This window comes from Chryseobacterium camelliae, from assembly GCF_030818575.1.
Taxonomy (GTDB): Bacteria; Bacteroidota; Bacteroidia; order Flavobacteriales; family Weeksellaceae; genus Chryseobacterium; species Chryseobacterium camelliae_A.
The window spans coordinates 123,558-136,880 of record NZ_JAUTAL010000001.1 but is presented as its reverse complement, the minus strand read 5'-3'; the positions used below and the strand labels follow the sequence as shown (position 1 = coordinate 136,880).

General features: G+C 42.1%; 13 protein-coding genes. 6 read left to right on the top strand and 7 right to left on the bottom strand.

Annotated elements, in window-relative coordinates; all coding sequences use genetic code 11:
* Positions 1 to 81 precede the first annotated feature (81 nt).
* Positions 82 to 723 carry a hypothetical protein gene (locus QE404_RS00660; RefSeq protein ID WP_307445306.1) on the bottom strand — a complete coding sequence of 214 codons (642 nt, stop codon included), beginning with the start codon at positions 721 to 723 and terminating at the stop codon, positions 82 to 84.
* A 152-nt stretch (positions 724 to 875) separates the two neighbouring features.
* Between QE404_RS00660 and deoD the strand changes: the two genes are divergently transcribed.
* A complete protein-coding gene (gene deoD, locus QE404_RS00655; protein ID WP_307445303.1) occupies positions 876 to 1,586 on the top strand; it encodes a purine-nucleoside phosphorylase in 711 nt (236 codons plus the stop codon).
* 174 nt (positions 1,587 to 1,760) lie between these two features.
* On the opposite strand, the gene QE404_RS00650 is transcribed toward deoD, so the two are convergent.
* From QE404_RS00650 to QE404_RS00625, 6 genes are all read right to left on the bottom strand, one after another.
* A complete protein-coding gene (locus tag QE404_RS00650; RefSeq protein WP_307445300.1) occupies positions 1,761 to 2,414 on the bottom strand; it encodes a hypothetical protein in 654 nt (217 codons plus the stop codon).
* Entirely contained in the window at positions 2,398 to 3,126 is a 729-nt protein-coding gene (locus tag QE404_RS00645; protein ID WP_307445295.1) for a DUF434 domain-containing protein, read from the bottom strand. Before QE404_RS00645 ends, QE404_RS00650 begins: the two co-directional genes overlap by 17 nt.
* 140 nt (positions 3,127 to 3,266) lie before the next feature.
* Positions 3,267 to 4,673: an MFS transporter gene (locus tag QE404_RS00640; RefSeq protein ID WP_307445293.1), complete on the bottom strand. Its 1,407-nt coding sequence runs from the start codon at positions 4,671 to 4,673 to the stop codon at positions 3,267 to 3,269.
* Between the two features lie 2 nt (positions 4,674 to 4,675).
* The gene (locus QE404_RS00635; protein ID WP_307445292.1) at positions 4,676 to 5,323 is read right to left on the bottom strand and encodes a uridine kinase family protein; all 648 of its coding nucleotides are present in this window, start codon (positions 5,321 to 5,323) and stop codon (positions 4,676 to 4,678) included.
* Positions 5,324 to 5,332: 9 nt separating this feature from the next.
* Positions 5,333 to 6,478, bottom strand: a complete 1,146-nt coding sequence (locus tag QE404_RS00630) for a glycoside hydrolase 100 family protein (protein ID WP_307445290.1) — start codon at positions 6,476 to 6,478, stop codon at positions 5,333 to 5,335.
* Between the two features lie 64 nt (positions 6,479 to 6,542).
* Complete coding sequence (locus QE404_RS00625) at positions 6,543 to 8,960, bottom strand: TonB-dependent receptor (RefSeq protein WP_307445288.1); 2,418 nt, start codon at positions 8,958 to 8,960, stop codon at positions 6,543 to 6,545.
* A gap of 242 nt (positions 8,961 to 9,202) precedes the next feature.
* Between QE404_RS00625 and QE404_RS00620 the strand changes: the two genes are divergently transcribed.
* The 5 genes from QE404_RS00620 (at position 9,203) to QE404_RS00600 (ending at position 13,323) form a co-directional block, all read left to right on the top strand.
* Positions 9,203 to 10,165, top strand: a complete 963-nt coding sequence (locus tag QE404_RS00620) for a LacI family DNA-binding transcriptional regulator (RefSeq protein WP_307453651.1) — start codon at positions 9,203 to 9,205, stop codon at positions 10,163 to 10,165.
* Between the two features lie 454 nt (positions 10,166 to 10,619).
* Positions 10,620 to 10,826, top strand: coding sequence for a hypothetical protein (locus QE404_RS00615; protein ID WP_307445283.1), 207 nt, complete (start codon positions 10,620 to 10,622; stop codon positions 10,824 to 10,826).
* Positions 10,827 to 10,840: 14 nt separating this feature from the next.
* Positions 10,841 to 11,269, top strand: coding sequence for a transposase (locus QE404_RS00610; RefSeq protein ID WP_307445281.1), 429 nt, complete (start codon positions 10,841 to 10,843; stop codon positions 11,267 to 11,269).
* Positions 11,270 to 11,334: 65 nt separating this feature from the next.
* Positions 11,335 to 11,679 (top strand): helix-turn-helix domain-containing protein, encoded by a 345-nt coding sequence (locus tag QE404_RS00605; RefSeq protein ID WP_307445277.1) that lies wholly within the window; start codon positions 11,335 to 11,337, stop codon positions 11,677 to 11,679.
* Between the two features lie 174 nt (positions 11,680 to 11,853).
* Positions 11,854 to 13,323, top strand: a complete 1,470-nt coding sequence (locus QE404_RS00600; RefSeq protein WP_307453648.1) for a sensor histidine kinase — start codon at positions 11,854 to 11,856, stop codon at positions 13,321 to 13,323.

Below are 13,323 nucleotides of genomic sequence, written 5' to 3'. Positions count from 1 at the left end.
ATTTTATCATTAAACACAATTTCTTTTTTTCATGCTTCTTTTTCAGTTGATGAAAGCCTTCTGCCCTAAAAAGCAGAAAGCCTAATCCCTGGTATCTTTCAATTCTTTCCAGAAAACATCTTTATACATCCCGAACTCCGCTATCAGTAATTGATTGATGTATGGAATCTCAGCCAGTTTATAGTCTTTCTTTTCCACAATTCTTTCCAGGTACAGCTTCCGGTAGGTTGCATTTTTCAGTTCGTCTTGCCAATTGATGTTTTGAAGATCCAGATCTGTTCCGATGCCTGAATAATGAAACCGGGTCAATAGGCTTTCCAGCAACACAATCAACGGATCTTCGGGATCAGCGATCTGAAGGGCAGCAAGAACCTGTGGTACAAACCTTAATGACAGATCGGCAGAAAGTATGGCAGAAACATCTATCTTTCCTGTGTAATCAGGAATGAACTTCTTCAGGTCTGTGGAGGTATCTCTGCGAACCAGATATAACTGGGCACTGTGATACAGTATTTTTGCAGCCCATAGAGCGGCATCCTGATGATGCATGACTTCAGCGGATTGAAATTCCAGCCTTTCTTTTTCAAATTCTGCCCTGAAATAATCCGCGGCTTCCAGCATTTCCTTTTCGGGAATTTCCTGAAGCCCTATAAAAACCGTCATGGATTCCTCCTTCCGCAGCAGAAATAAAGTATCTAGAAATGGGGATCTGTTTTCCGTCATCTAACAAAAATAGAAATATTATTTGTGAATTGTAAGTTTTAAAAGGTCCCCGACAGATAATTAACAAACCAAACATTAAAATTACTCCGAAAGCTGTATTCACGATTCACTATGCACAGATTTACTATCTTTGCGCCTTGAAATAAAAAATTATGAGTATCCACATCAGTGCAAAAAAAGGGGAAATTGCCAAGGTTGTTTTACAGCCGGGCGATCCTCTGCGCGCCAAATATATTGCTGAAAATTTCCTGGAAGGAGCTAAACTGGTGAGCCAGACCAGAGGCATTTTCTATTACACAGGCCTGTACAAGGGAAAAGAAATCACCGTTGGAGCCAGCGGTATGGGTTTTCCGAGTATCGGGATCTATTCTTTCGAGCTGTTTACGGAATATGAGGTGGATACCATCATCAGGATCGGAACCTGTGGCGCTTATACCACAGATCTGAAAGTTTTTGACCTCCTGAACGTAGAATATGCCGCCAGTGAAAGTACCTACGCGAAGTACGCCTGGGGAATTGATGATGAAATCCTTTCCCACCAGGGAAATATTTTCCATACAATCAATGAAACGGCACAGGAAATGTCTTTGACAACAAAAGCTACGAACATTCATAGCAGCGACATTTTTTACAGAAAAGATCCGGCGATTCCTGCAATTGCGACAAAGAACAATTGCCCTGCCGTAGAAATGGAAGCTTTCGGACTGTTTGCCAATGCCCAGCATCTGGGGAAAAATGCAGCGACAATCCTTACCGTTTCCGATATAATCCCGACGCATGAAAATATTTCTGCGGACCAGAGGGAAAAAGCATTGAAACCAATGATCGAACTGGCCCTGGAAGCGGGGATCAGGAGTTTATAGGAAGTGACAAAGGCAAATAAGGTGAGAAGCCACTAATAATTGCCTTGAATATTAAATAATAGAGTTTTGCATTGATTGCAAAACTCTTTTTTTAGCTAAAAAGCATGATCAGGGTTAAAAGCACTATTGTTAAGGGACATTGATATTCAGACTCGTGTCCATCTGTTTTTCCTTTCATTCATTGATAAATCCTTCCAGGAAACCAATCAGGGAATTACCGTTACGGCTCCATCTGATGCCGTGCCCTTCACGTTCCCTGACTTCAAAAACCAGTTCATGCCTGTAATGAAAAAAGGTATTCCACCATGTTTGATGGTCAAGGATATAGTGTATTTTATCCATTACCACCTGCTGTTTCTCATTATTGCTTCCTTTTACTTCTCCCCAGAACGGATCATTCAGCCTTCCGGTATGTTTTTCCCATGCCCTCTGTGCCACGGTAATTTCACTGTTATACATTTTCTGACAAGCTTCAATAAGTACAGGCCTAAGCGGAGGAACCGCCCTTTCATCGCGGATGCTCGCAGGCGTTATTCTCTGTCCCAATATATTCAGCCAATGCCAGAAGGGGACTTCTTCCAACTTCCGGCACTTTGCCTCAGCTGTACCCTGATCTTCGATAATCCCTGTCAATAAACGGAAACTTTCCTCGCGGTTAATTTTGATTTCCTCGTTGAAAAACGGCAGGTCACAAAATCCCTGTCCTTCCTTGAATTTCCGGATATTGGATTCGAGAGTTTGAATGTGCTCTTCTGCTAAAATTGCTCCGTATTTCAGCTTCCATTCTTCAGATAAATACCGAATGCAGGGTTCAAAATGGCTCATCATGGATTATTCTTACAGAGTTTACAGAGAGTTCCTCTTCATGGATCAGGTAACGGACAAGGTTGAACCAGCTTTTGCAGTGGTCCAAAATCCAGGCATCTGAAGAAACAGCGATCTCTGCATGCTCAGCTATAAACTGATCCGGATTGAATTGCAGTTCTGCTTCCCAGTCCAGGTGCTGTTCGCTGGCAAAATCGGCAACCATCTGTTTCATTCTTCCGCTGTTGGAAACCGGCTGATCAAACACCCATACCAGTTTTGATATTCCGGATTTTTTATAGAAAGAAGCAATCAGTTCCACTGACTTCAGCGTCTGATTTACTCTTTTATATGTTCCGTGAACACCCGAAAGATCCCTGAAACAGCCGTCAAGACCCTCAAAAATATAGGCTTCGGAAAGCAGGCTTTCCAGCAAAATCAGGACATTAAAGCCGTCAAGGAATACAGCCTTATTCTCTAGGTCCTGAACAGCCACCTGTTTCGTTTGCCGTTCTTTAAGCTGCAGTTCGGAGGCAGACGCTCCACGCAGTGCCTGAATCTGGCGGCTTTTCAGCCTGTAGCGGTTACCAACCAATTCTGAAGATGTTTTTTCCGGGTACCCGCGGCTCAGCAGATAATGCATATCACTGACTGCCGCTCTCAGTTTTTCAAGCTGCTTCTCAGTTCCAAACAATACATCGTCACCGGTATTCTTACCACGGTTCCTGTTATTCATACCCAAATGTATCGATTTTAGAGAACACAGGCAATCCAAGGGTTTTGCTAAGGTTATATCAAAATAAATCCGTCTTTAATAAGACGGATTTAATAAACCTCCTCAGAGATTTTACACACATTCCCATATATAAAGTCAGGTCATCCCTGAACCTTGTTTTCTTTAACCTGCATGAAAAATACACATCCGCTCGCAACGATAAACAGGATTCCCGCCAGAGCAATGGCAGACGAAGGATTATTGCCTAGTATCGTATGATAAATGAAGCCGAATGAAAGTGTCTGGATGAGCATCGGAATTACAATCATCATATTGATCACACCCATATAAATCCCCCTTTTGTTAGCCGGTATTGCCGGAGAAACCATAGAATACGGCAGTCCCATCATAGCAGCCCATCCGATTCCGAGGGCAATCATCGGCAGCAGGATCAGGTATTCGTTTTTAATCAGAGGCAGTATGGCAATGCCCAGACCGGTGAGAAAAAGGCAGAAAATATACGTTTTTTTCGTAGAGAATTTTTTGGCAAAGGGCACGAGCAGCAATGCTGACAGGATTGTCACAATATTATATGAACCGTTCATAAGCCCGGTCTGTCCTACTGCTACTTCCACTGTGTGAAGAATATTTTTGGTCCATGACAGGTCTGATGCTGCTACTGAAATTCCTTTTTGGGTTAATTCCGCAATGTGGTTAGCTTTCTGCTCATCGGATTCGGAAATCCCGTACAATGACCATTTCAGCATTGGCGTAATGAACTGCCAGTAACAAAACAGGGCATACCATTGGAACAGATAGACCAATGCCAGATGCCAGAGCAGTTTAGGCATTTCCCGGATCGCCATAATGATTTCCACGAACGGCGTAAAGAAATTGCTCTGTTCCTTGGCTTTTTTAAGTTCTTCCAATTCTTCATCCGTAGGCGGTATTTCAGGTGTTTTATACACCGACCAGGCTACGGAAGCTATGGAACAGAATGATCCCAGGAAAAAAGAATAGTACACCCATACCGGAATCCCTCCGTTTGCTGAATTTCCGCCCAGATATTTCTGGAATACGAAAAGTGATAAATTGGCCAAGGTAATTCCCGCTCCTACAAACAGGCTCTGCATCTGAAACCCGAAGGTCTGCTGTTCTTGGGGAAGCTTATCGGCAATAAAAGCACGGTAAGGCTCCATCGCGGTGTTGTTGGCCGCGTCCAGGATCCAGAGGAGGCCTGCAGCCATCCAGATGGTAGAGCTGAACGGAAAGGCGAAAAGGGCGAGGCTGCATAATACAGCACCCAACAGGAAAAAAGGCTTCCTTCTCCCCCAGCGGTTGCTCCAGGTTTTATCACTGATAGCACCGATCAGAGGCTGGATCAGCAATCCGGTAATCGGACCGGCCAGGTTCAGGATAGGCAGTTGCTCGGCATGGGCGCCCAGAAATGAGTAGATGGGATTAACAGCCGTCTGCTGCAAGCCAAAACTGTATTGGATACCAAAAAAGCCCACATTCATGTTCCAGATCTGCCAGAAGCTCAGGCGGGGAATGATTCTTTTTGTCATGGCTATTGGGGAATTACCGGATTATAGTTTTTGTCGAGGATAAGATCGGCATTATTTTTAAAATTACGGATGATATGATGTTCTATATCCAGTACTTTTTCTACAAAGTCACTTTTCTCATCCCGGTTCCGCTGCATGCGGTTCTTATAGGTATCTTTATAGTTGCGGTCTATGAATATTTTATATTCGAAATCTTCAAGTTCTAAGATGTAAGTCCCTTCAACGATGACCACCTCGCATTCCGAAGTTTCCAGAACTTCAGTCTGAATGCTGTTTTCGCGATAATGGACCAATGGTTTTTCAATAATCGCCACTCCCTTTTTAAAATCGTCTATATTTTCGGAAAGCTTTTTCAGATTTACTTCATGAGGGCCTATGTTTTCCAGGGAAATCAGACGGTTCTCATGGTTGGTTCTGGGTGGAAGCTTAAAATAATCATCCATTTGCAGCACGATGCTCTTTATGTTCATTTCATGAAGAACTTTCTGAAGGGCAAAAGCAGTCACAGATTTGCCGCTTCCGCTTTCACCTGCAATTCCAACAGCAATTTTGTGTTTTTGAGCCAGCAGGAAGTGCTTCTTCAGGATCTCCAATATTTCTCTGGCACTTGCCAGATGGTTTTCATTCAGTTCTATAATATCACCAATCATCTTATCAATTTATAAAGGGTTTAGGGCATTGGAGCCCTCAATCATCATCAGGTAGCCTGAAGCAGAAAAACAAAGCTGTTCAGTTCCCAGCGGCAGCAATTTATCCGTAGAATAGTATTCCCGGAAATGATGGCCTTTTTCATTCATCAGGGATTCGTACTGCTCCAGAATCTGATCCGGAATACTGCTTATGCCTTTTCTCCTCAGACCCAGGGAGAGCCATCCTAAAAAGATCGGCCATGAGCCTCCGTTGTGGAAATGATACGGTTCGTTTTTAAAGCTGTAGCTGTAATTGTTTTCGAGCAGCCTCCAGTCATCATCTCCGGGATAAATCACAGGATAAAAAGCAGGAAGCATCCAGTGCCCGAACTCCTGGCTCACCTTTACAAGAAAATCTGAAAAAGCATGGAGCTCAAGATCAAAATCAAGGTACAATGCCAGTGCATTTCCGGCAAGGTCAAAACGTTCATCATATCCGTTTGCATTTAAGGATGCCCAGAAATACGGTTTTGCCGAAACTTTGGCATACGCCGTTTCGTGGTATTTCGATGCTCCTGATTCATTTTTTATGAAATTGTCCTGGATAAGCTGCCTGGTTTTCGCTGCCAGAGTCTTTAAATCATCATCTTCATACAATTCAGAAACATTTTTTAAAGCCCAGTATCGCAGTATATTATCATACAAGGTATACCCTGAGGTCACATATTCATCTGCCCAGTTCCCACCAAGCGGACTGTATACGAGGCCTCTCTGATTATACTCCCACGTTTTGAGGCATGAAAGCGCCTTGTAAAGGGGTTCCTTCAGCTGATCCTGTAATGAAGAATTTCCTGAAGTCCTTAGATATTCGCAGGTGATTGCTACCCACCATGTGGTGGCATCGGTCCTGCCGACATGCGTTCCGAAACTTGCTTTTCCATGAACTACATTAGACGGGATCTGTCCGTTATCCGCCTGGTGTTTGGCCAGTGTCAGAATGGATTTTTCCAGTCCCTCAAGCGTCTCAGGATCATTGGCCAGGATTCCGGCATATCCTGTCATCATGGAATCTCTCGCCCAAACCCTCGCATAATTGTCTCTCTGCTGTGCTGAAGCCAGCAGACCTTCTTCAGTGACCGCTTTTCTGATGACATCTAAAGCTTCTTCCTTAAACATATTTTTATTTTTTAAGCGGAATTCAGCCCTGATGAGCTTTCATTCCGCTTTGTTCTGTCAATTATTAAAAATCAAATTTAACACTTACGCTATAACTGCTTCCCGGTAAAGTACGTGCTCTTATGATCCCGTTGCCTCCGGCAAGCGAAGCCTCTTCCGCTTCTGTTACCGCAATGGTATTGAATACATTGTTACCGTTTACAGCGACTGAAAGGTTTTTAAGCACCTGATAAGAAATGTAAGGATTTACAATGGCATATGCAGGCATGATCAACTTATTGGAATCCTGTGTAAAGGATTTAGTTACACCGATCAGATAAAAGCCAACGCTTAATTTTTCCACATTGAAATTAGGATTTACCGTATACATAAACTTCGGGGTCCTTCTAGGCATATTTCCGATGATGGTAGGATCCAGTGCATTTCTTATTTCTGCGTGGGTATAGGTAAGTCCGGCCTTAATGTCAAACATTCTGCTGATTTTGTAATATCCGTCCAGTTCGACTCCGTAGGATTGATACTTATTTTCCGTTTTTCTCTGTGTGGTAGCCTCAAAATTGGCCTCTGTGGTATTGGCAAGGAATAAGGTTGTATTAAGGAAATACTGGGCTCCCCTCAATTTGTATCCTGCTTCCACCTGATTTACTTTGTTCACTTTTACAGCATCCAGCGCCGGGTCATCATTGTTGGTATAGTTATACCCTGAAAACAGGATCCTGTCTGCTGAAGCACTTCCGCCCTGGCTTACCCTTGCGAATACGGCATTACGGCTGTTCAGTGCATAGTTGGCACCTACCGAATACCCGAAGATTCCGTATCTGTAGTTTACCGGAACATTGATATTGTCATTGGTTGCCACATTCTGTTCAGGAATATCAATAACTCCGTTGCCGTTCATATCACGTACAGTTTTTGTATTGGTAACTCCCGAGAAACTTCCGGACACTCTTCCGAAATCATACCTTGCCCCCGCATCAATCGTCAGCTTATCCGTAGCATTGATTTCTATCTGCGCATGAGGTGCCGTCACATCATATTTGGTATTGTAGTTCCTGTTCAGGTTTCCCCACGCCGGAACACCGTATGCCAGCAGCCCATGATCTGTAATAGCCGTTCCTGCAGCATTATATACATCAATCAGCCTTGCATTGTTGTCGCTAACTTCCTGAAGGTAGGTATTCCAGACCCATGACATATTGATGTTCTGGAGCCCTTTGTAAAGCCCTGCATTCACTTTTACCCCATCCCATTTCTTGCTGAAGTTGAAATCATTGAAGAAATTATTGAAATTGTTCAGCGTTACGTTGAACAGGTGCATTTTCATGTAGTAGGCATTCATATCCACCGCGGTATTGGTTCCGCTGTACACTGCTCTGGCGTAACCCGGAATGGCAGACAGGATTTCGGTTCCGGTTCCCACACTTGCAGGGAATGGAGCGATAAATTGTCCGCCATTGGCAGCATAACGCACTTTCTCTTCAAATTTCCATCCGTCTCCCAGGTCATAGTTGAATTCTGCACCAATAGCCTTTGATACGGAATGCATCCCGTCTGAAATATCACTGTCAAGAATATTGCCATCGCCGCCGACTGTCCTGTCATGTTGAAGGTTGATCGTCTGCAAAGCACCTGTAAGCGCATTGTAACTGGATAATGAAGACCATTTCGGGTTACTGTCTGTACCGGTTACAGAAATAGGCATAGGCATATAGGCTGCTGTGCGGTCATCCAGAACTTTGGCATATACTCGGAAGCTTCCCTTTTCAAACTTTTTAAGCAGTGAAATCCTGAACTGGCCTCCATTATTGGAATTGAATCCTGTTTTTCTGGGACCGTCGCCTACCCTGTAAAACCCTCCTGCGCTGATGAACGTGTTGTCACCTATCGGGGTTCCGTAATCAAAATCAGTCCTGTAATTCCTATAGTTAAGGCCTACCTGCTGGATGATGCTTCCGCCCTGTTTTTCACCCGTTTTGGTAATGAAGTTGATAATCCCGGCCGGTGAATTGCTGGCAAATACGGATGCCGAACCTCCTCTCAATGCTTCCACACGGGAAACAAACGAATCAAAACGGGTAAACTGATCCTGGGTTCCGAAAGCAATATCCCCGAACTGCATTACCGGAAGACCATCTTCCTGGATAAGCAGGTACCTTGATCCTCCTGCCGAAACCGGTACCCCTCTCACCGTAATATTGGAGTTCCCCTCTCCTCCCGATGATTCTGAACGGATTCCCGGGATAGTCCTGAAGATTTCCGCCGTAGTTCTGGGTGCTGCATTTTCAATGTCTTTCATTTTCAATGTTGAAATAGAAGTACTTGTTTTTATGGAAGCCTTTGGATTGGCATTCCCTGTAATCACCACCTCATCAATGGCTTTATCTCTTGCAATGGTATCATTTGAAGTATTTTGGGCAAACATGAATGCTGCTGTATTCATTGCACCTAAAATGCATAATTTGGTAAATGTTTTTGATTCCATATCTTTATGAAGTTTTTGTTATGGTCTAAAAGTATTTTTTTTACTATATCCAAAATGCAGTTTTAATAGTATGTAAACTGTGCGTTAATTTCAACCGTTTGCGCAATCGTTTGCGGTTAATAACATAATTTTATTTTAACATTTCATTAACAATATCACTTCATAAAATTAACATAATTTAACGTTAAAATCCTCGAAAATCATTGCTAAATTCACCCAAAAATTGCTTCAATTAACCCAAAATGAAAAGAATCACTATAAAAGACCTTGCTGAAATGCTCAATATCAGTACCTCTACGGTATCGCGTGCATTAAAGGATCATCCGGATATCAGCAGTACTGTCAAGCAAAGGGTTAAAGAAGCTGCAGAAACGTTTAATTACGTTCCTAATGACTTTGCTATTAACTTCCGGAAAAAATCTTCTAAAGCTATCGGGCTTATTATCCCTGAAATTTCCATGTTCTTTATTCCTTCCATCATCAAAGGGATTTCTTCGGTATTGCACAAAGAAGGATACCATTTTTTTGTTCTCTCTTCAGAAGAGTCCTGCCAGATTGAAGAGGAAAACCTCCTTACCTGCATCAATTCCAGAGTAGATGGAATTCTTATTTCAGTAACCCGGAATACGCATGACCTTAACCATCTGAATAAGATCAGAGCCATGGGAATCCCTGCTGTTATCTTTGATAAGACACTGCCGCAGAAAGAATATGATGAGGTTATTTTTGACAATGCAAAAAACATGGCTATGGCCGTTGAACAATTTGTTGCTGCGAGCTGCACAAAGGTCCTTGCCATATTCGGTGACGAAAACCTTGAAATTACCCAGGTAAGGAAAGATTTTTTCATTAAAGAAATCAGCAGATTTCCTGCGATCGATTATAAAGTGATCTACTGCAATTCTGCAGATACAGTTAAAGATAAGCTGGACATCCTTCTGGATTATGAAAATTTCGATGGCTTTTTTGCCATGAGTGATGAAACGCTGGCGGGCCTGCACAGCACACTCATTAAGAAAAATATCCGCGGGAACACCGTAAAAGTTGTAGCCATAAGCGAAGGAACGCTCCCGAAATACCTCGATGAGTCGTATGAATACCTCATCAATGACGGATTTAAAATGGGAATGACCGCTGCTGTAAGGCTCCTACACCTGATGCGGTCCCAGAACACAGCACAGGCAGCACAGACTTTTTATATATAATAAATTTTTAACAGCAAAAATTATAGATAATGCCCTTGTTGTCGATTATCTTTCAATTAATCCATTAATGCCTATAAAAATTTTAATTGTTAATCATTTTAAAATAAGTAAATTTGTGCCCTGCTTTTACGATATTGGTTAAAATATTTAGGATGAAAAAACGGTCTATCTGCTTGCTGCATCTGCCTGATACTATTCGGGCTACACATCACTTTATATCATCATTCTACGGTAAGCCATTTCAAAATACATGCAATTCGACAACTGGTATAAAACATCGGTCATGCCTATAAAACTGCATCAGGACGGGTGGCATCCAACCCTATTATTCATCTTAAACCGGCAAAGCAATCGTTACATCCAAACAGGCATGTAAAAATACCAATTAGGATCAGCAAAACTTCAACATTCAGTAAAACACGTAAAACATATTTTTAATTAATTATCAGTCAAAATGAAAAAAAAACTATTCATGGTCGCTTCATCTGCCAGTTCCCTCGCAGATTATTCACAGGTAGGTATTAACAATCATATACCGGATGTCCCTTTAGACCATATCCCGGGGAAAACCCTTGAGATTTTACATGTGGCAAGATTATCCTTGCAGGTGTACGGCAAGGCAGTACCAGCTATTTCTGCTTCATTGAATCATGAATTTTAAATACCTTGCATCCTATGGATTTTAAGACACTCCATATCGGAAAGCTGATTAAGAAGAAAGTTGCGGAAAGCGATCTGGAAATATCCCGCATATGCAGTTTCTTAAAGCTCGACGAAGAAGAAGTCAACCTGATGTATCAGTCTGCCAATATTAAAACTGAAGTATTGCTGCGGTGGAGCAAACTGCTTAAATATGACTTTTTCAGGCTTTACAGCCAGCATTTAATTTTGTATTCGCCGCCGCAGGGGAATAACTACATTAAAAAAGCACCCCATAAAAGCAAACTTCCGGAATTCCGTAAGAACATTTACACCCAGGAAGTTATAGATTTTATTCTGGAACTGATTTATACCGAAAAAAAGACGAAGATGGAAATTGTGGAAGAATACCGCATTCCGAAAACCACTCTATACAAATGGATCAGCAAAAATAAATCAAAATAACCTTAAAATAAGTCGTATCCACATTTAATTTTCAAACCTAACTTTTACCCGTTATCTACTTCCAAATGGACACACTACCTACTTCTCCTGATTACAGGAAAATCTACCGTGATATGATCAGCATCAAATATCCGGATAAGGAACCTATTTGTCAGTCAATCTTAAATAAAAAAGAATTTACGGTACTGGATATCATCCGGCTGAATAATCTGATTACCGGAACAGGGAACAAGACTTCACTGGCCTCCAACCAAAAGCTCAGGGCCTATGACCGTGCTACTGTTATGCAGATCCTGGAGTACCAGAAGAAAAATGGGCTGAACAACACCCAGCTGGCGAAGCATTTCAAACTCAGCAGAAATTCGGTGGCCAAATGGAAGAAAAAATATTGCGAAGAAAATCACGGATAAGATTCAGCATCAGCGCATGGCTTCAAGATAATGTCATGCATTAAGGCTTTTATTTAACAATATTTTACTTTATTTATAAGATTTTGTTAAAAATAGCCCAATTTTTGCTGTTACTGTGACTACTTTTGGAAACTCAAGTAAATCACTACTAATTATAGACTATTTTTACCCCTTATGATCTTAATTGTTGATGATAATCAAAACAACATCTATTCCTTAAAAAGGCTGCTGGAATCCAGAGATTTCCAGGTAGACACAGCCAATTCGGGTGAAGAGGCGTTAGGAAAAGCACTTAAAAATAATTATGCTCTGATTATTTTAGATGTACAGATGCCGGACATGGATGGTTTTGAAGTGGCAGAGACATTTGCCGGATATAGTAAAACCAAAGAGATTCCTATTATATTTTTATCCGCTGTAAATACTGAAAAAAGATTCATTACACGTGGATATGCCTCCGGAGGTATAGATTATGTAACCAAGCCTATCGATCCGGAAATCCTGCTTCTAAAAGTAAAAACCTATTACAACCTTCAGGAACAGAACCTTGCGATGAAGAAAACCCAGCAGAGCCTGGAACTGGAGGTAAAAGGAAGAAGGGAATCGCAGGTAAGTATGAAGTCCAGAATAGACTATTTTCATCTTATGCTGGAAGCCCTTCCGCAGATTGCCTTCACCTTGAATGAAGAGGGAAAGGTGGATTTCGTCAATGCCCGCTGGTACGAATACTCTGCTTCCGATAAAGAGTTCCCGGAAACCCACCCGGATGACCCTAACATACAGGAAGAATTTGAGCTCTGCCGAAAGATGGGAAAAGCACTGGACCTTGAAGTACGCATCAGGAACAGGGGATCCGGGGACTACCGATACCATCTTTTGCGGATGTCACCCGTACACGAAGGCAATACCCTGAAAAACTGGGTCGGTACTTTTACCGATATCGAAGATCAGAAAAAGGTAGAAAAAGAGAAAGACGAATTCCTGAGCATTGCCAGCCATGAATTAAAGACCCCTCTTACCAGTATAAAAGCATACATTCAATTGCTGGAACGCAAGCTTAAACTGGATGACTCCTGCTCCGAAGCAGGATTTGTCACGAAAGCCCTCACCCAGATCGAAAAACTGAATACCCTGATCAATGACCTGCTGGATGTTTCCAAAATAGAAAACGGAAAACTGAAAATCAACAAAAAGCCGGCTAACCTGGAAACGGTTATACACAATTCCATAGAAACCATTCTCCAGACACACGAAGAAAATAATATCAGAATAGAGCGCCACGGCACTAAACCGGATATGATCATGCCTTTTGATGAAATACGCATTGAGCAGGTGCTGATCAATTTTCTGTCTAATGCCATAAAATACTCACCGAAAAAGCAGCATATCATCGTAACCACCTTTGTAGATGATGATGAAGTAAAAGTCAGCGTTACGGATTTCGGGATTGGTATCCCCGACTTTAAACAGGAAGCCGTCTTTAGTAAATTCTATCGTGTGGAAGAATCTTCACTGCAGTTTCAGGGCATGGGCATCGGCCTTTACATCTGTTCTGAAATCATTAAACAGCATCATGGAACCATCGGATTATCCAGTAAGATCAACGAAGGTTCCACGTTTTATTTTACCCTACCTTTACATTAA